Consider the following 19,070-nt stretch of genomic DNA (forward strand, 5'->3'; position numbering starts at 1 on the left):
AATATGAAATCCCATTATGAACGCTACAGATGATCCCCCCAACTCCCCTTAAAAAGCAGGTGGTTTTCATTTTCTCTCAAAAACCTCTGTGACCTAACCCCCCAACCCCCTTCCCTATTAGGGAAGGGGGAGTAATTAATAATTTTTGATGTTTAATAGTAATAATTAGTCCCCCTCTCCTTGCAGGAGAGGGGGTTAGGGGGAGAGGTCATACAAATTTTGGGAGAAAATGAAACAGCCCTGGCTTAAAAAGGGGGGAGATGTGCAGCATACATTTAAGGATGGAATATAACAATAATATTGTTGATTTCTCAAATCTATTCCCCTAACACCCAATTGAACAGGCAAGATGCCTGTTCCACACGCCCGACACCTATTAACGCGAATTAAAATAGGTTTCCAGGACATCAACGGCTTTGCAGTTTCCCTGTTCAACTTGGATATAGTTGCTGACTTCAGCCACACGGGTAGCATAACTTGGATCACCTAATAACATTTTCAGTTCTGCTAAAACCGTAGACGCTTGATAAAGATGGCGGTCTAATGTTCGCCCAACCCCCATTTGTACAACTCGCGTTGCATTGTCGGGTTGATCATAATGATAAGGAATGACTAACATCGGATGCCCTGCTCGTAAGGCTTCCGCCGTTGTTCCCATACCCCCATGATGGACAATAGCCGCGGCGAATGGAAAAATATCGGCATGGGGTGAGTAGTCAATGGCGATGACTCCTGGGGGTAAACCCAAGGCGTTCAATTGGTGTGCCGCTTTTCCCATCATCAAAACAGCCCGATATCCTAACTTTTGGGCGGCTATCATCCCCTGTTCATAAAAATTCCCTGGAGTTAAAACAGCCGTTGACCCCAAGGTAAATATAATCGGAGGTGGCCCAGCGTGCAAAAACTCTTGGAGTTCTGGGGATAACCCCGACTCAGAATTTTGACGGTAAAAGGGAAAACCCGTAATTTGGGTTTGTGGGGGCCAATCAGGTTGGACACTGGCAAAGGTTTGGGAAAATAAACCCAACACCAGAGGTGCAAATTGTCCTTCAAACAAAGGATCAAATCTGGCTTCTAACCCTAATTCTGCTTGTAATTGTTCCAAAGGCGCACTCCAAAGTCGCATATTGCAGCGAAACAGACGCAGCAAAGAATCCCTAGCCACTACGGCCATTGCTTTTTCATAGCAAGATTGAGTGCTTTTTTCCGGGGGGACATCATAGGCAGACATCAAAACACTGGGAGATAAAATTGTAGAAACCCAGGGAATTCCTGTTTTTTCAGCAACTAAAGAGGCGACTAATGTTAAGGGATGGGTTAAGAGTAAATCTGCTCCTTGTACTGCATTGATTAAGTCAGAATAACTGGTGCGTAAATAGGGCATTAATAAATAATTGATAATGTATTCCATCCCCCGTTGGGAGTCCATCATCATCGATAAAAATTCTATCTCTCCGGGCTCTTGGGGCAAACCATTGGGTCTGAGGAGACAAAACTCTATTCCGGCTGTTTCAATGGTTTTTTGATATTGTTCACAGGTGGCAATGCGGGCGGAATACCCTCGATTTTGCAATTCTTGAGCCAGTGCCATATAGGGATATAAATCCCCCAAAGACCCAAAGGTTGCTAAAACAATTGTTTTTCCTGAACCGTTGGAAGTTTGATGTTTTAATCGTCTGTCCATTAGATTACAGTTATAAATATCTGATTTTTAATCGCACTCAGAAGCCGAGTTTCTGAATCATAATCTCTTAGATAACAACTAGAAACCCGGTTTCTCAAGTCCTGAAACGATTAATTTTAAACGGTACAAATTTGGCTTAAGGTTGCGACAAAATTCGGATAAGAAATTCCGGCTGCTTCTGCTCGGTGAATGGTGGTTTTTCCTTGAGCCGTTAAACCAGCGATCGCTAAACTCATGGCAATTCGATGATCCGTATCGCTATCAACTTCTGTTCCCGTTAACGGGAAACCTCCGGTAATTTCTAAGCCGTCGGAACGTTCAGTAATCTTCGCCCCCAGTTGGCTCATTTGAGTTGCCATTACGGTAATGCGATCGCTTTCTTTTACCCGTAATTCTTCTGCATCTTTAATAATCGTTTTCCCTTCTGCAAATGCCGCAGCCACCGCTAAAATCGGGATTTCATCAATTAATCTAGGAATAATATCCCCGCCAATTTCACAAGCTTTTAACGTACTATATTTAACTCGAATATCCGCCACAGGTTCCCCCGCCACAACCCGTTGATTTTCTAATTCTAAATTCGCCCCCATTTTTTCTAAGGCTTCTAATATTCCTGTGCGAGTGGGGTTGACTCCAACATTTTCTACTACTAATTCTGACCCTGGAACAATTGCCGCCGCCACTAACCAAAACGCCGCCGAACTAATATCCCCCGGAACGACAACGTGCTGACCGTGCAGTTCTGCTGGCCCATTAACAATTACACTAAAAGTATCAGGTTCAACGGTTAAATTAGCCCCAAAAGCTCTTAACATTCGTTCACTATGATCCCGTGAAAGAGCGGGTTCTGTTACTATTGTTTCTCCTTCCGTCATTAACGCAGCTAATAGAATACAGGATTTCACCTGCGCCGAAGCAATGGGGGAAAAATAATGAATGGGACGTAAAGCTTGACCTTGAACCGCTAAAGGTGCGTAAGACCCCCCTTGACGACCCCAAATATTAGCTCCCATTTGTTGTAAGGGTTTGGTAACACGGGACATGGGACGACGAACTAAGGAACTATCCCCGGTAACAGTAAAAAATTTTCCAGGGTGGGAAGCGAGAATTCCTAACATTAACCGTAGGGTTGTACCGGAATTTCCCGCATCTAAAACTTCAGTGGGTTCTTGAAGATTACCCAGTCCAATACCTTTGACTTCTACCCGTTCTGAATTTAACTCCGAAATTTCCGCCCCTAAGCAAGTAAAACATTGGGCGGTACTGCGGGGGTCTGCTCCTAACAATAAGCCTTCAATGGTGGTGACACCCTTTGCTAACGCCCCTAACATTAAGGCTCGATGGGAAATGGACTTATCCCCAGGAATGCGAATTCGTCCTTGTAACGATAAGCCCGATTTTGGGGGTTGTATTGTTAATATTTGCTCAGTTTCTGTATTTTCAGTTGTTACGATAGTCCCTTGCATTTTATGATTTGAGATAAGGTAAGGATTGCCTTAGTTATCCTACCGCTTTCTCGACTCTAACCCAATTAGAAACATCGAGAATTTTATCCTATATGAGATGACTTATGTTAACACACTATCGTGTGCCCGTGAGTCTGTCGTTAGTATCGATAGACTTGCCTATTCGTTCTTTAGTGGAAGGATCGGCAACCCTGTATCAAAAGGATCGAGACCAGTTTCATTTATTGTTACATGAACCTGCATTAGCGGAATGGGAGTCTGATTCTTTTCCGCCAAAGAGGATTCTTCCGGCCCAAAAACCCCGTCTATTGTGGTTAGAGGTTTCTCCCTATCGGGCTGTTATGACCATGCAGGGTCAGGGAAAATACAGTTATCGTCACCTCTGGCAACAGGGAATGTATGGCTTAAGTCGATATTATCTACAAACGGATTTACAAGCAATGGCAAGTCAACTTCGTCTGCGGAATTTTACCCGTCAGTTAGAGTTAGTCGGGCATCCTCTACCGGAATATATGCGTTTAGAATACGAACTTTGGTCAGAAAATGTACAAATGGGTCGTTATGTTTTAAGTTTAGAAATTCATCATTAGGGGGTTTCGGGTTTCGGGTTTCGGGTGTCAGGTTTCGGATGCTGGAGAACGAGTCCCCTGTAGAGACGTTGCATGCAACGTCTCTACAGGGGGGGATTTGTAGCATTCTTTTCGGAATTTCATATTAGTTTTACTTCAGCTAAAGTTGGTCAAATTTTCAAATATTAATTATTTTCTTTTTCCTCATTATTCTACAAATACATCAAGATTTGCCATATTACTTGGTTGATGAAAAACTATGGGAAGCCATTAAAGATATTATTATTGAAGAGTCAGGCAAAAAGTTTGATGAGTTAAATAACCCTGGTAATTCAAAAGGCAAAAAATCTCAATCTTCTGAAGATAATAGTAGGAATCAACTTCGTCAAGTCTATGATGATTATATTAAACACTTAGCTATATTAGAGAGTTGGTATGACAAAAAAATGTTAATACTAGAGGCTTCTTAGTCGATATAGCATTTCCCAATAGGTTGTAATATTTGATTGTAGGGGTTGGGTTTTCCAACCCTCTAGGTAAGCTATTGAATGAGGGCTTGATTCAGTAGGCTAGACGGATGAAGCGATCAGATTCTCCGCTTATTAATTCTCTGTTTAAAGCTTAATTTGCCAGAAAAATAACGGACTCAACTTCTGAGTATTGGGGATGATCCGATATAATAACTTTCAAGTTTTTTCATCTACTTCTGCCAGTGAATTATTCAGTGTGAGTTGGAGTCCCGACACCCAAACCATCGCTTCTGGGAGTGATGACAACACTATCAAGTTGTGGTCTTTTGATTTAGATCAATTAATGGTATCGGCTTGTGAGTGGATGAAGGATTATCTGGAGAATAGTTCAAGTGTCAGTGAAGAGGACAGATGTTTGTGTGAGGGGGTGAGAGTGAATCCGCAACCGTGAGAAATTAAGTGATAGTCAGTCTCAATCCGTTGTCTAAATGTATTAAAATCCAATTCATCGTTAGATAAAGTTTTAAGTTTAATCAATCAGGAGAATTTCCAAATGATCGGAGGAACACAAGGGGCGGTGATGGAATCTATTGCACCCCCTAATCTGATGTTACAGGTGTCTGGAGTCAATGTTTATTATGGGGAAAGCCATATTTTACGCGATGTGGATTTAAGCGTTGCACCTGGAGAAATGGTGTGTTTAATTGGACGGAATGGTGTGGGCAAAACCACCCTTTTAAAAAGTATTATGGGGTTACTCAAACCTAAAACAGGGGAGATTTATTTTCAAGGTAAACCCCTGAATAAAGTTTCAACGGATAAACGGGCTAGATTAGGGATTGGTTATGTTCCCCAAGGGCGGGAAGTGATTCCCCGTGTCACGGTGAAAGAAAATCTATTATTAGGGTTAGAAGCATTACCCGAAGGACGAAAAGGAAAACCTGAAATTCCAGAAGAAATTTTTGAGTTATTTCCCGTTTTAAAAACCATGTTATCTCGGATGGGAGGAGATTTAAGCGGCGGACAACAACAACAGTTAGCCATTGCAAGGGCGTTAATGGGAAGACCCCAATTATTAGTGTTAGATGAACCCACTGAAGGGATTCAACCCTCGATTATTTTAGAAATTGAAGCCGCAGTTCGACATATTATCGAAACAACGGGAATTTCGGTTTTATTAGTGGAACAACACTTACATTTTGTCCGCCAAGCTGACCGTTATTATGCCATGCAAAAAGGCGGAATTGTCGCTTCGGGTGCTACAAAAGATTTAAGTCAAGAAGTGATTCAGCAATTTTTAGCTGTGTAAATGTTGACTATATAGCAAGTCTAAATCAGTTGTACATCAGACTTAAAATCTAATTCCTCGTAGGGGCGAGGCGCGCCTCGCCCCTACTATAATCCTTAAAATTTGTTTAATTTCCCAAAAGTTACAGAAGAGGGATTATGTTTATTGTTGTTAATTATTTCTGCGGATAGCTGCCTCAATTTCTTCTGGATGAGTATCAGCATAAATCCAAGCATTGACTAAATTTTCTGCTTTCAAATGAGGAAAATCTTGTAAGATTCGAGCATCAGAAGCACCATTTCGGCGATAATTGATCAATGACCAAACAGGGATACGAGTGTTAGCAATTCTAGCATCCCCACCGCACACCCCAGGAGTTTTTTCAATTCCTTGCCAAACATTACTTAAACTTTGGACTAGCAATTGAATAGCCTGTGCTTTTTCCGCTAGACTTAAGGCCAGCAGTTGAGGTTCTAAGTCTTTTAGAGTCATGTTACTGCCTCCTTTATAATTAGGGTGGATCTAGTTAAGAGTTTAACATCTAGCTTTCCAAATTCCCGTTTTAGTCTGGGTTTTTCCATAAATATCTGTTTAATTTGTAGTTACAGAACATGAGTCAATTATCAGCAATCAACCTCGGTCGTAAAATTAACTCTCGATGGGTTTGGCGAGGGGTTAATTTGGCTTTATCCCCTGGCGTTTCTTTAGGTTTAGTCGGGGCGACAGGAACCGGAAAAACACTCTTATTAAGGACATTAGCGGGGTTAGATCCTGTTGATGAAGGTGAAATTAAACTGGGAAATCGCCCTTTAAACCAATGTTATATGCCTGAATATCGTTCTTTTGTGATTTATCTGCATCAACGTCCTATTCTATTAGAAGGAACTGTCGAAACCAACTTAAAAAGCGTTTATACCCTATCCGTTCATCGACAAAAATCTTATAATTATCAACGGGTAGATAATTGGCTTTTAGATATCGGGCGATCGCCTAATTTTCTCCAACAATCTGCTCAAAATTTGTCGGGGGGTGAAACTCAACTGGTTGCTTTAATTCGCGCCTTACAACTTGATCCGTTAGTGTTATTATTAGATGAACCAACGGCATCTTTAGACCCCAGAACAACTGAACAAGTCGAGTCCTTAATTCAACGCTGGTTAACTGAAAACCCTGAACGCGCTTGTATTTGGACAAGCCATGATTCTAAACAATTGCATCGAGTAACTCAAGTTCAACAAGAATTATTTCCTGCCCATTAATTATATCAAATTTACCTAAAAATGTCTAGTTCTTATATTCCAATTAGTTTAGAACAATTAGCCTTATCGGTTTTATTTATTCTGATTAATATTGTCCTATCGTTAGGACTGCGATTAGGTCTAGCGCGAACCTTAGTGATTGCTAGTGTGCGAATGGTGGTGCAGTTATTATTAATTGGATATGTCTTAAATTGGTTGTTTACCTTATCCCATCCTGTCCCGATTATTGTCTTAGCAATGGTGATGACCACTATCGCCGGAATTTCCAGTGTAAATCGTACCTCTCGTAGATTTGCCGGAATTTATTGGCGAAGTTTATTATCGGTTTTTATTTCCTCATTTTTGATTACTAATTTAACAACCTTTGGCATTATTCAAGTTCAACCTTGGTATGATCCGCAATACTTTATTCCCCTCTTAGGAATGGTATTAGGAAATACCTTGACAGGAATTTCTTTAGGATTAGATCGATTCATGGAATCTTTAGTTAATCAACGTCAAAAAATTGAAACTTTATTAGCATTAGGCGCAACTCGTTGGGAAGCAACCCATGAAGAAGTTCAAGCGGCGGTTAGAACTGGAATGATCCCGATGATTAATTCAATGATGGTAATGGGAATTGTCAGTTTACCGGGTATGATGACGGGGCAAATTTTAGCAGGAGCAAGTCCATTAGATGCAGTACGATATCAGATTATTATTATCTTTGCGATCGCCTCAGCAACAGCATTAGGAACCTTGGGAGTTGTGTTATTAGCATGGCTTTCTCTGCTAAATTCTTCTCATCAAATTTGTTTAGATCGCTTAATCAAGCAAGACATTTACTGATTCAATCTATGCCTTTAGATAGATTTATTGTATTGAATTATTTTCTCATTTATATCCAATGATAGAGGGAAAATAGCTTTATCTATTATTAGATATAATGAAAGTTTTTACATTTTGTAAAACCTTGCAACCCTATCTTAGGAATCATTATGAATACCCTCAAAACCCGCGACTTAAATCAATTACGCCTTTTGCTGGTCGCAGATAATATATCGCGGAAAATGGGTGGTGAAGCCGGAAAAAATCTGTATTATTTGCAACTTTTTCAGGAACGGAATGTTGATGTGCATATTATTTGTCATGCACGAGTTCGCGAAGAACTTCAGGAGGAGTTGACAGAAGCAGAGTTTAAAAGAATCCGATTTATTGAAGATAGTCCTTTGCAAAGTAATCTTTGGAAAATAACTCAACAGTTACCTCCTCGTATTCAAGTGGGAATGATAGAACAATTGATCCGCCTGAATACTCAACTTCGAGCTAGAAAACTAGCCAAGCAAATCATTCAAGAACACAACATTAACCTTGTATTTGAACCCTCTCCGATTACCCCAAAAGGCATTAGTTGCTTGTACGATTTAGGTGTACCTGTTGTGATTGGGCCATTATCAGGAGGGTTAGATTTTCCTCCAGCCTTTCAATACATGGATGGGTCAAAAACCCGGACAACCGTTGAGTTGATCAAAAAGTATTCTGAGTTTATTCATCAATTATTGCCAGGAAAACTAAAAGCTGATACTATCATTGTCGCCAATTCCCAAACTAAAGCGGCTTTACCAAAAGGTTGCAAAGGCAAAATTTATGAAGTCATTGAATGTGGAGTCGATTTAGAGATTTGGAAACCCAAAACCTATACTCAGCCTGATTCAAATCAACCCATTCGCTTTATTTATATCGGACGATTTGTAGACTGGAAAGGAGTACAATTTTTACTCGAAGCTTTTAAAATTGTATCCGAACAAACTCCTGCTGTTTTAGAATTGGTTGGAGATGGAATATTACGACCTCAATTACAAGCCCAAGTCGAACAATTAAACCTTCAAAATAAGGTTCATTTTCACGGTTGGATGAAACGGGAACAGATGGCTACTTTTATCCGTGAGTGTGATATTTTTGTATTGCCTGCGGTACGAGAAGCGGGAGGAAATGTCGTATTAGAAGCGATGGCATCTGCGTTACCCGTCGTGGTTGCCAATTGGGCTGGGCCAGCTAAAACAGTAGACTCCAGTTGTGGAATTCTCGTAGACCCCTGTTCTAAAGCCGGGTTTATTCAAGGGTTAGCCGATGGGATGCTGCGGTTAGCCAACTCCCCCGAATTGCGGTTTCAAATGGGTCAAGCCGGAATAAAACGGGTGAAACAGCATTATTTTGATTGGGATGCAAAATGCGATCGGATTTTAGAAATATTCCAAGAAACCCTTCATGATTATGGTGCTGTCACTGAGGAGATCACCCCATTAAAACCTACATACAGACCTAAAATTTCTTCAGTGACTTAAGAAATGCCTTGTCAAATAAATATTAGGAATTTGAGATAATTTAAGTGCCATAGGCATCACCTCAAATTCCTCTTTATTTTTAGATAAAACAACTTCATCCCCAAGACAAACTATAATAAACCGTCCATTTCTAAGTCTTCAATAATTTGTAATCCTCGCGGATCACCGACTCTTAATAAAGAGGATTTAGCATCATCTTTAACCCCCATATCTGCATCTTCTTCCAACGCTTCAATTAAGGCATCAATCGCCACAGCATAAACAACATTGGAAGGCAGTTCTCGACATAATTGTCCTAACGCCCAAGCACAATTACTTCTAACCGCCGCGATGGGGTCTTGACGCATCGCTTCAATCATGGGGGGAATAGCTCGGATCACAATCTCATAACCGACTTTCGCCATTTGACCAAGAGAACTCGCCGCCCACAAGCGTACCGCCGGAATATCAGTTTTTAGGGCATCTAGTAAGGGTTCTAAGGCTCTGCGATCGCCACAGGTTCCCAAGGCCCAAACAATGCCTTTACGGACATAACCATTCCAGTCGCGGTTGAGTTGTTCAATTAAAGCTTCAACGGCTTGAGAATTAGAGTTGCGCCCTAAAGCATAGGCGACACTCACCCGCACGAGGGGGCAAGCATCCTGTAATAAACCAATCAAATCAGGAATAGCACGCCCGTCCTGAATTTCGCAAAATGCCCGTGCTGCGATCATCCGCCCTTGGGATTCCGGTGATCTTAACAACAGCAACATTTCCTCTGGATCAGGTTTGGCCACTTCGCCATCATCCAACTGATCCAAAGGACTCTCTAACGGGTCTTGGGTATTGATTACGCTCAGTTCTTCATCCTCCATATCATTAATTTACAACAAGTTGTCACCGTTGATGTTGATTGAGTCATTAGAAGTTGGCTGTTTTCTAACAGCACGGGCAATGAGAGGCGCTTTCTTTTCCAGTCCTTCGAGTGTAATTTCACCCGCTAAATAGCAACGATACCACTCACGCCGTTGACGGATCACTCGTTCATCGTCCCGCAAGTGCAAACGTTCTAGGGTAAATGCTGCTCGTTCGAGTTCTTCTGGAGGAACTTGATTTGTTAACACTAACTGAAGAGAAGGAAGAATAATTTCAAACCAATCATCTCTAACTTGAAAAGGATCAAGCACTTGATCATCTAAGGTTTGGTTGCTGCTATTAATCCAACCTGAAGCATAGCGGTAATTGCTCCATTCATAAGCCAAATCAGGGTAATTATCACAACACAAATAATGATCTACTGTGCCAACAGGTTCGTACATGACTGAATAGCCACAAAGATTGCTAAAACCATCCGCTAAATGATGCTTGAAAGGTGTCCAGTAATCTTTCGGTCTTTTTTTATCTGGATTTTTGGCTAACCAACTCTCTCCAGGTTTCCGAACTTGTTCATCAAAATCTGGGGGTTTAGGAAGAGAGTTAAATTTAATCATCCTTGACTCGCCTCCATTTTAATAATCCAACGCGGCCAGAAGGGGTCATGTCCAGGGAGAAGTTGCATCAGTTGTTGATGAATTTGTTCTGAGGTTTGTAGATAATCTGGAAAAGCATTCATATTATCACGACGCATCCAGGCTTCGGCTGCTTCGATCGCTTTTTCAGCTTCTATAGAACGAGCTTGCTTTAAACCAAATATATCAGAAGTTAACCAACCAATTGTATCTCCTTGTTTACACCAGGGAATTTCATGAAGAGTGACTTCTTGTGACTCTAATTGAAATAGAAATAGTCTGTCTGTTTCTTCATCAAAAATAGGTTCTACAGATGCCAGAACCAGAGGAGAATGAGTGGTGACTAAAGCCTGTATTTTGGTCTGTTCCTGTAACCCGGTTAAAACTTTGAGAATGGCGGGTAAAATTGCACGTTGCCACCGGGGGTGGAGATGAGATTCAACTTCATCCATTAACAAAACGATTTGATCGAGAGGAGATTGGTTTCGCAGTTTAGAAGCTTGGGTGTGTTCATACCACGTCCACACTAGCAAATAAGCTAACCCTAAAATACGCTTCATCCCGGCTGATGCGTAGATGATAGGAACATTACCGTAAGGAAGATTGATTGTCGGAATATCACGAATGTCTTCAACAGAAACCCGCGTGGGTTCTCCCGGTTCTATCCATTCACCTGGATGGGGAGAAAGTTGTCTAATGACATCAGATAAGAGTTTAAATGTAGTTTGATCGGGCTGTTGTTGCCAACTCACCCAATCTTGAATTAAACCATTACATAAAACCTTTCCATTTGTTCTCAATCCATCCCAAAGTTTATTCGGGGTAAAGTTGTAAACCCTCTTGCGTTTGCGGGCTGGATCTAAAACGGAGAATCCGCCATTTGCATGGGCATAAATGACTAACCCTCTCAATTGGTAAGACATCTGAAAACTCCCCCATTTGAGAGTGGAGAAATCAAAATAACTGCGATCGGGTTTTGATTCTGTGCGATTGTTTAAATAGCAGGTAATTTCTGGAATTTGTTCCCTTTCCCGTTGAGGAAACGCAGGTCGATCTGCCCAACTTCCGGTGAGTACCCACCAAGCAATATCTAATAGAAAGGTTTTGCCTAACCCATTATCCCCTGTAAAAATGTTGAGTCTATCGGAAAGTTCTACATCCAATTCAGGGGATGGCCCGACTAGCTTAAGGTGAAGTTCTTTTAACATCATTTAACTCACGATAGAATCTTCTGCATCAACAAAGATTGAGGTTGATAGCCGAGTTTTTGATAGAGGTTGAGGGCGGGTTGGTTGTTGGTGAAGACTTGCAGGCTAATTTTGCGATCGCCTCGTTGCAGTGCCCACTCTTCCCCCCGCACCACTAACGCCGAACCAATTCCCTGTTTGCGGTGTTCTGGAGCCACATACAATAGAAAAATATGGGCTGTGCGTTCTCCATCTGCCTGATCAATGGCATTCCCTAACCACAAACACCCCACAGGTGAGGAGATTGAACCATCAGGATGTAATTGCTCTACCCACCATAAGGGGGTTTGAGGGGAGAAATACTGCTCAACGGTTTGGGTCAGATGACTTAAATCCTGGTTAGGAAACTGTTCCTTATAGGTACGATAGACAAACTTAAGCAATAACGCCCGATCCAACCGTGACCCTTGGCGCAGACTGTAACCCGGAATTAGAACCTCAGACACGGGGATTATTAACAGAAGATTGAGTTAATATCGGAGAACTTAGAATGGTACTGATGGGTGCAGGAGCCATCATATCTTCTGGGAGGAAAATTCTCGCACTGACGACAAACAGAGCGAAGAGAAATATTAAAACAACAATCAACGGGGCAATATATTGACGAAAGAAAGCCATATTTAGGATAACTCAGAGAAAACAGATAAACGGTATAGAAGAGATTTTTAGGTAGAGATGTGAAATATTCCGTCTCTACCTAATATTATCGAAACTTAAACTAACGCGGATATTCTTCCATTAACCCTCGAACTTGTTCTGCATGGTAGGAACTGCGGGTTAAGGGAGACGCAACAACTTGCAGAAACCCAATAGACTCGCCAAACTCTCGCCAAGCCTTAAATTGTTCTGGCGGAATAAACTCTACTAGGGGCAAATGTTTAGGACTCGGTTGTAGGTATTGACCCAAGGTTAAGATATCACAATCAACAGTCCGTAAGTCCTGCATGGTTTCTCGAACTTCTACATCGGTTTCACCCAGTCCCACCATAATTCCTGATTTGGTATAAACTTCTGGGGTGAGTTGTCGCGATCGCTTTAATAATTCCAAACTACGTTGATAATCTCCTTGAGGACGAACCCGACGATACAGCCGTTTAATCGTTTCGGTATTATGGTTGAGAACTTCCGGCTTTGCTTGTAAAATCAGTTCCAAAGCGTCCCAATTCCCACACAAATCAGGAATTAACACTTCAATGGTGGTTTGGGGAGATACAGCACGCACTTCTTCAATACACCGGACAAATTGAGACGCACCGCCATCGCTGAGGTCATCCCGGTTAACAGACGTGATCACCACATGATTCAAGTTCATGCGTCGTACTGCTTCCGCTAATCGTTCGGGTTCAGTCAAGTCAAGGGGTTGGGGTTTTTTCTCAAAATCAATATCACAGTAGGGACAGGCACGGGTACAAGCTGGCCCCATAATTAAAAATGTGGCCGTTCCGGCGTTGAAGCATTCTCCAATATTTGGACAGGAGGCTTCTTCACAAACGGTGTTTAAGCCGAGATCCCGCAAAATTCCTTTAACGTTTCCAACGCGCTCCCATTGAGGGGCCTTAACTCGCAACCAGTCTGGCTTGACAACCACGCGCTACCTTTTCCTAATTAACTTACATCTTGATTGATCGTAACTGATATTTTATGTGTTATACTACCTAATAATGTCTTGTTAAGACACCGGGATGTAGCGCAGCTTGGTAGCGCACCTCGTTCGGGACGAGGGGGTCGCAGGTTCAAATCCTGTCATCCCGATTTGATAATAAACCTGTTAACCCCTCATACCGAACGAGGTGCGCTACCACTTGCGTTACTTCCCGGTGTTGTATCTGGTTAGGTACTCTTCAAGGATACAAGATAGATACAAGTTTGACAGTAACCCTTCATATCACCTCTACCCTTACCTTGCCTGCTAACTTTTAGATTTGCTTCCCTTTGTATGTACATCTGGAAACAAACTTTACTTTTTGATGATCGTCAAAAATTTTCCCCCAATCCGTAAACTCAAAAGTTATCTTCCCGTTATACATACAATGGGAAGTATCACAAACTTTTAGACGAACGGTAAAAATTATGGATAAGTTAGACAACTTAGAGAAGGGTAGGATTAAACGGTATACGGGAGATGATGAGAAGGTAAGGACTACGTTATCGTTATCGCGCTCTACAAGGGAGTATCTAAGTCAGTATGGCAATGGTATGAGTGAAACTATAGAGTATTTGGTATGGCTACACAGTAAGGGTAAGGCGGGTTTAGTTACAGATAAGTTTGAGATGCTAAAGGATAGGTAATAAAAAAATTCGTTTAACGATTTTCGTTTAACGAAAATAGGAATCACAAAACAGAAAAACAAACTAAATAGCTTATTATACTGAATCAGTGTTACACTGATAGAGTAGTTAACACTAAACAGTAAATAATTATATGGCTAACTATAATCCTAATACTCAAGGGTTAAGTCAACCAAAATGGATCAATAAACCAGTGAAACCATACCGACTACCTGAACCTATAGCAGATGATGTCTTAACCTATGCTCATAAATTGGACAAGGGGGATGGCGATCACTCTACCGATTTAGACAATGTTATAGAGACACTAACTCAAGCGTTAACCCTACCTGCCAACAAAGGGGGGGCCATCAAAGCGGAAATTAAAAAGGTACTAGAGATACTGACAAAGGGTTAACCCAAAAACCTAACTAAACACATAATTTAACCAATGTAAGGGGATGCTAGTTTTCAGGTTTGAACCATCAGGAGACTGAAGCATAACTAAAACTTTCCCGTCGGGTAGAGTTTTAACGTCAGTGATCACCCAGGTTCTACCGTCAGCCATTCCAAATTTGAGCGAGTCTTCAAAGTAATAATTTTCGGGTAGTTTTAAGTCTACAACAGTACCTACAGCAATACTTTCAGCCGTCACAGATGTTTTATATTCTTCCTTATAGAAATGATCAGAAACATCTGTGACAGGTTCATCCTCTGCCATGTCCACTGTATCCCCTATCTCAACGTCCTCTCGTTCCCACTTCACATAGTCCTCTACTGGGTTGTTTAATTTTTCTAACTGTTCCTCTATCCGTCGCTCTATTGCATCTGTTAGGGCTTGCTCTAAATCGTTTAACGGTAGAACCTGATACCGTGTCAAAACATCCCCCTTATCTCTCAACTGTTTACGCCCCCAACTCAACCCGATAGCTTTTAGTAGTTTGTTAATCGTTTTTACCTTGTCATTGCCTGATGATGAGAAGCCTAGCCGTCTAGCCTTTGGTTTCTTGCATTCCTGATGAATAAAATCTATTAATTTATCATCTGGATTAATCAACCCATTATCCTTAGTTATCAATTCCACAAATCTAATCTCTTGTAAAAAGTTAACCTTCTGGTAATAACTAGGGTTGCTATCCAGATAGACAATATCCTCTTTCTCCAAAAGTTTGAGTAACCTTTGTTCAGTGTTTAGCCGTGCTTTCTCAAAATTATTAAGGAAATGCCCTAAAGTTAAAGCTGATAATATTTTAGGGTTTTTAACTAGCGTCTCTATCAATAAAATATTCCAGTGTTGCGTATCAGCTATACCGGGTAATATTCGTTTATATTTCCACTTTTTATGTTGACAGCGTTGCTCTTTTGTTAACCCCTGACTGTTGTTTTCCCAACGTTTACCGACTGTATCAGGTATATCTTCAGAATTAAATATTTCTGTAATTTCCTCCTGAATAATAGTTTCCTTAGTTTCCTTGGTTTCCTGTTTAGTTTCTTTGCAGTTATTAATCTCTCCAAATTTAACGTTATGCCCTGCTTTCTGTAGCATTAAAATTAAGCAGTCTCTAAGGTGATTTGTCTCAAATTTTGATATCCAGTTAAGTTTAGGTTCTAGTGTTGAGTGTGGAGAACCTATATAATTAACTACCATCTCCTTATATGCTTTTACAGTGTCTTCACAGCTTAAAGTACCTAAATCATCACGGAGATTGTGAAATGAATCTAACATTATGTCACGCCATGATTCTGTATCTTTATTATCTACAATAAAACTTTTGTGAGATACCCATAGATAACGCGGTACACCGGGATCTCTAAGCCTTGCTGTCATCTGATAACTAGCATCAGCGTCAAGACAATTTCCGATATGATATCCGGCTTCAAAATAACCTTTGATTGAGATATCTAAACCCTCACCGCCGCTAGGGGAAATTATTACTAAGTCTGGTTTCTCTAGCTCAATATACTCACTAGGGTTAGACAAAAATCTTTTCATACACTCATCAGGAGATGTTGTACTATCTAGTCTTATTACTTTTTTGCCTTTACTTGTAGCCATTCTATCTAAAGTTTCGCAGTTCTTTTGAGATGCGGCTGTAACAAAAACGGGTTTATCGTGACTTAATATCCGTTTAAATACTCCTGACATTTCATTCATTAAAATCTTACCGCTATTTGTGTCTGTAGTCTGCAAGATAGTAATATCAAGAGAGTTAGATTTATGTTCATTCAAGACTGAATAATACTTTTTATCTTTACCCCTAAGTTCTTTAATGAATTCAACCGCGTTATTTGCCAGTGTCCCATCTAAGCAAAACACTATCGCAGCGCGCCTTATAGCTTCTTCAAATAATCTAATAACAGTGTTTCGTCTTGACCCCAAAAAAGGACTATAAAGCTGTTTTAAGACGCTCATAAACTCATCTATGATGATAATAGAATTGTCAAAGTCTTCTGGATCAAAGTGAATCAGTGAGTTAATACACAGCGCAAAATTAGTATTAACATCTTTTTTAAGTATGTATCCATCATGCTCTTGATAATGACAGAAATCACCGTCAGTTTTAGCGATAAACTGAAAAAGTAAGTTATTGATTTTACCGAGTGCAAATTTTCTGTATTGGTGTAATTCTTTTAGCTTGTTAATTATCCAGGTAGTTTTACCACTTCCTAACCCAGATTTAAGAAAATAGGTATCACCTTCTTTCATGGGTAAGTTTAACCCTGAATCAGTTAAATATTTTTGATTAATCGTTATGTTTGGAGTGAATTGTTTTTGTGATAACCACTCATTAAACTTTTTATTATTTTCGCCTGAGATGTCAGCAGTTATCTTGTAGTCAGTATCCCATTCTGTATAAGAGACAATCTTAGTTAGAGCATCAGTTGGACGCTCATCACAATCAAATTTATGAGCGTCTTCCCATATCTCAACGTATACGTCATACCCTAAATTAACTAAAAAGTCTCTAGTTTTTCTCCAGTTGTTTAAAACTTGTGGATTGTTTAAGCTTCCCTTGTCAGGACACAGGATAATTCTTTCAGGGTTTTTAGCGTTAACGTAACTTGCAAAAGTTTCAGGACTAGCTGTAAAGTTTCCCCCTGATGCTCCTAAATAGTTTTGGTTATGACGATATGCTGCAACTTTAGGCTTAAGGATACCTTCACACAGCCTTAAGTCTTTATCTTCTGGATTGATAAATTCACAGGTTAACGGTAATTCCCCTGTTTCTTTTAGATGTACCGTTGCATCTACGCTTCTGTTGTTGTTAGCTTTTGAACTTGCCCAAACATATTTACTATTAACGGTTCTGTCTGAAACTCTTATCTGATAACCCGTCATTTCACCTTTAGGGTTTTTAGTGAAACATAGTAACCCATCATGAAAATTAGCTAAACCTTTACCGGAAACATTCACGCCAGCAAGGTTAGGATTGACATCCTCTTCTAATTTCTGCCATTGCTTAACAGTTCTAAACGGTTCTTTTTTAATTTGCTCATCAGTTAAACCGCGTCGCTTTAAGTCGTTGTTATCCTCAAAATTTAGAGATAACTGATCAATAAGCTTTGTATGCTCTATGTGTCGTTCTGAGTCGCTTAAGCTTAACGCTTGTTTTTGCTCCCGTAGTCGTTTCCGTTCTAACTCGCGTTCCGCTCTTAAGAGTACAGTCTCAGGGTCAGGAGTCGCATTGTAATCTATTTCAGATACAAAGATACCCCAGTGATTATCGCGCGTCTTCTTGATGAATTTATAGCCACTGACATCAGTATAAAAGTTATGGCAAAAAATAATGTCGTTTAAGGGGATATACTTGCAATGTCCGGTTATGTTGTTACAGATAGGACACGGGTTAGATTTTTTTGATGGCTTAAGTCTTCCACGTCCAGTGGAATCAGTGTTATACTGCATTTTTATTAATTGAAATAAGGTTTTTTTGAGACTGTGACCTTGCCGGGTCATAGTTTTTTTGTTTTGAGGCTGTCTGAGACGCTTTTATAGGTTGCGTCTTCTGTTACTATGTAGTATAGTTAATCCATAGGGGGTTACTCCTTTTAGTGTTTACTGTTTATTTTTAACTTTTTATCGTTTAACGCTAGATTCAAAACTAACTTATAGTGCTGATACTAGCAGCTTTGGCAGATTACGGTTTTTGATTGGACATTCTGAGAGGTAACTTTAACGGGGTTGCCTCTTTTTGCGTTTGTAGAATCTACTCTCTGAAAATAGCATACCTATCGAGAAAATTTCAACAAGAAAAATATTTATTTTTGAACAGGAAACCCTAGGGTTTCCGTTTTAATTTCTGCTTTCGGTACAGGACGGAAACTTACGGAATGATAACGGAAACATTAAAGGTTTCCTAGTACAGTCTTATTAACCCTACCTGTTACCAGGTTTAAATTATTCATCGGGTATTTACGGTATTTTTTGAGGGAATAACCCGTTAACTGATTATCGTAAAAAACTAATTAACGGGTTTTAGTAAAAAACGTTTAATCCTCTAAATCAATAAAACGTTTAATTTCATTTAATACGTTTTTTCCTTCCTTGTAACGGTAGTTTTTAAATCCCATCACGTTTTTAATGATATGGGAATCACTCAACCCGTCTTCTAACGCATCCAGTACATCCTCAAAATGTTCTACAGCTAAAGGTGAGAGTTCGTCGCTTGAACTGTTCTGAACCGTTTGAACTGACTTGTTCAGGAGTTCTGAACTGTTCTGAACTGAGTCTACATTTTCGCTAGAACCCCTATGAACGCTATCGTTCAGGAGTTCACTCTCAACAGCTTGCTCTGAACTCAGTGAACTACTCCTATCAGCCAGTAAATATTGTGCGATCACGGTATTCGTTCCTTGCGCTAAATACAAATCACTCGCTAGACTGTGTTTAAATTCAGCTTGTTCACGTTTATTGATTGCGTCAATTTTGGGTTTTAGTTTACCGAGTTGAGTTGTTAGGTAAAGTGATGAACTACTCGCTAATATCGCGTAAGTAATAGAACTGAAT

19 protein-coding genes and 1 tRNA gene are annotated in these 19,070 nt (G+C 40.3%); 9 read left to right on the forward strand and 11 right to left on the reverse strand.

What is annotated here, in order from left to right; translation table 11 throughout:
- Positions 1–376: 376 nt before the first annotated feature.
- Both H6G57_RS19925 and aroA read right to left on the reverse strand, forming a co-directional pair.
- Positions 377–1,684 carry a glycosyltransferase gene (locus tag H6G57_RS19925; protein WP_190521648.1) on the reverse strand — a complete coding sequence of 436 codons (1,308 nt, stop codon included), beginning with the start codon at positions 1,682–1,684 and terminating at the stop codon, positions 377–379.
- Positions 1,685–1,800: 116 nt separating this feature from the next.
- On the reverse strand, positions 1,801–3,150 hold the full coding sequence (gene aroA / locus H6G57_RS19930; RefSeq protein ID WP_190521650.1) for a 3-phosphoshikimate 1-carboxyvinyltransferase: 1,350 nt from the start codon (positions 3,148–3,150) through the stop codon (positions 1,801–1,803).
- Between the two features lie 104 nt (positions 3,151–3,254).
- Here aroA and H6G57_RS19935 point away from each other — a divergent pair, with 104 nt between their 5' ends.
- From H6G57_RS19935 to urtE, 4 genes are all read left to right on the forward strand, one after another.
- A complete protein-coding gene (locus H6G57_RS19935) occupies positions 3,255–3,740 on the forward strand; it encodes a hypothetical protein (protein WP_190521652.1) in 486 nt (161 codons plus the stop codon).
- 221 nt (positions 3,741–3,961) lie between these two features.
- Positions 3,962–4,189: a hypothetical protein gene (locus tag H6G57_RS19940; protein ID WP_190521654.1), complete on the forward strand. Its 228-nt coding sequence runs from the start codon at positions 3,962–3,964 to the stop codon at positions 4,187–4,189.
- Between the two features lie 196 nt (positions 4,190–4,385).
- Entirely contained in the window at positions 4,386–4,640 is a 255-nt protein-coding gene (locus tag H6G57_RS19945) for a hypothetical protein (RefSeq protein ID WP_190521655.1), read from the forward strand.
- 156 nt (positions 4,641–4,796) lie between these two features.
- Positions 4,797–5,498 carry an urea ABC transporter ATP-binding subunit UrtE gene (gene urtE / locus H6G57_RS19950; protein ID WP_190521691.1) on the forward strand — a complete coding sequence of 234 codons (702 nt, stop codon included), beginning with the start codon at positions 4,797–4,799 and terminating at the stop codon, positions 5,496–5,498.
- 150 nt (positions 5,499–5,648) lie between these two features.
- On the opposite strand, the gene H6G57_RS19955 is transcribed toward urtE, so the two are convergent.
- Complete coding sequence (locus tag H6G57_RS19955) at positions 5,649–5,969, reverse strand: DUF433 domain-containing protein (RefSeq protein ID WP_072720147.1); 321 nt, start codon at positions 5,967–5,969, stop codon at positions 5,649–5,651.
- 119 nt (positions 5,970–6,088) lie between these two features.
- Here H6G57_RS19955 and H6G57_RS19960 point away from each other — a divergent pair, with 119 nt between their 5' ends.
- The 3 genes from H6G57_RS19960 to H6G57_RS19970 all read left to right on the forward strand — a co-directional run bounded on the left by H6G57_RS19960 (position 6,089) and on the right by H6G57_RS19970 (position 9,060).
- The gene (locus H6G57_RS19960) at positions 6,089–6,736 is read left to right on the forward strand and encodes an ATP-binding cassette domain-containing protein (protein ID WP_190521658.1); all 648 of its coding nucleotides are present in this window, start codon (positions 6,089–6,091) and stop codon (positions 6,734–6,736) included.
- Positions 6,737–6,757: 21 nt separating this feature from the next.
- Positions 6,758–7,564, forward strand: a complete 807-nt coding sequence (locus H6G57_RS19965; RefSeq protein WP_190521660.1) for an ABC transporter permease — start codon at positions 6,758–6,760, stop codon at positions 7,562–7,564.
- A gap of 149 nt (positions 7,565–7,713) precedes the next feature.
- A complete protein-coding gene (locus H6G57_RS19970) occupies positions 7,714–9,060 on the forward strand; it encodes a glycosyltransferase family 4 protein (protein WP_190521662.1) in 1,347 nt (448 codons plus the stop codon).
- Positions 9,061–9,170: 110 nt separating this feature from the next.
- On the opposite strand, the gene H6G57_RS19975 is transcribed toward H6G57_RS19970, so the two are convergent.
- The 6 genes from H6G57_RS19975 to lipA form a co-directional block, all read right to left on the reverse strand.
- Positions 9,171–9,914 (reverse strand): HEAT repeat domain-containing protein, encoded by a 744-nt coding sequence (locus tag H6G57_RS19975; RefSeq protein ID WP_190521663.1) that lies wholly within the window; start codon positions 9,912–9,914, stop codon positions 9,171–9,173.
- Between the two features lie 9 nt (positions 9,915–9,923).
- Positions 9,924–10,529, reverse strand: a complete 606-nt coding sequence (locus tag H6G57_RS19980) for a hypothetical protein (protein ID WP_190521665.1) — start codon at positions 10,527–10,529, stop codon at positions 9,924–9,926.
- Positions 10,526–11,755 (reverse strand): AAA family ATPase, encoded by a 1,230-nt coding sequence (locus H6G57_RS19985; RefSeq protein WP_190521693.1) that lies wholly within the window; start codon positions 11,753–11,755, stop codon positions 10,526–10,528. Before H6G57_RS19985 ends, H6G57_RS19980 begins: the two co-directional genes overlap by 4 nt.
- 8 nt (positions 11,756–11,763) lie before the next feature.
- The gene (locus tag H6G57_RS19990) at positions 11,764–12,240 is read right to left on the reverse strand and encodes an N-acetyltransferase (protein ID WP_190521667.1); all 477 of its coding nucleotides are present in this window, start codon (positions 12,238–12,240) and stop codon (positions 11,764–11,766) included.
- Positions 12,233–12,412 carry a hypothetical protein gene (locus tag H6G57_RS19995; protein ID WP_190521669.1) on the reverse strand — a complete coding sequence of 60 codons (180 nt, stop codon included), beginning with the start codon at positions 12,410–12,412 and terminating at the stop codon, positions 12,233–12,235. The genes H6G57_RS19990 and H6G57_RS19995 overlap by 8 nt, the downstream gene beginning before the upstream one ends.
- Positions 12,413–12,512: 100 nt before the next feature.
- Positions 12,513–13,382 carry a lipoyl synthase gene (gene lipA / locus H6G57_RS20000; protein WP_190521671.1) on the reverse strand — a complete coding sequence of 290 codons (870 nt, stop codon included), beginning with the start codon at positions 13,380–13,382 and terminating at the stop codon, positions 12,513–12,515.
- 90 nt (positions 13,383–13,472) lie between these two features.
- On the opposite strand from lipA, the gene H6G57_RS20005 reads away from it, so the two are divergent.
- Together H6G57_RS20005 and H6G57_RS20010 are read left to right on the forward strand one after the other, a co-directional pair.
- Positions 13,473–13,546: transfer RNA gene (locus H6G57_RS20005), tRNA-Pro, on the forward strand.
- 670 nt (positions 13,547–14,216) lie between these two features.
- A complete protein-coding gene (locus H6G57_RS20010) occupies positions 14,217–14,480 on the forward strand; it encodes a hypothetical protein (protein WP_190521673.1) in 264 nt (87 codons plus the stop codon).
- A 9-nt stretch (positions 14,481–14,489) separates the two neighbouring features.
- Here H6G57_RS20010 and H6G57_RS20015 read toward each other — a convergent pair whose 3' ends face one another.
- Both H6G57_RS20015 and H6G57_RS20020 read right to left on the reverse strand, forming a co-directional pair.
- Entirely contained in the window at positions 14,490–18,020 is a 3,531-nt protein-coding gene (locus H6G57_RS20015) for a plasmid replication protein, CyRepA1 family (protein WP_190521675.1), read from the reverse strand.
- A gap of 533 nt (positions 18,021–18,553) precedes the next feature.
- A partial coding sequence (locus H6G57_RS20020) for a hypothetical protein (protein ID WP_190521677.1) occupies positions 18,554–19,070 on the reverse strand: 517 nt, incomplete at its 5' end.

Origin of the sequence: Planktothrix sp. FACHB-1365 (assembly GCF_014697575.1) — a bacterium.
In the GTDB taxonomy this organism is placed as follows: domain Bacteria; phylum Cyanobacteriota; class Cyanobacteriia; order Cyanobacteriales; family Microcoleaceae; genus Planktothrix.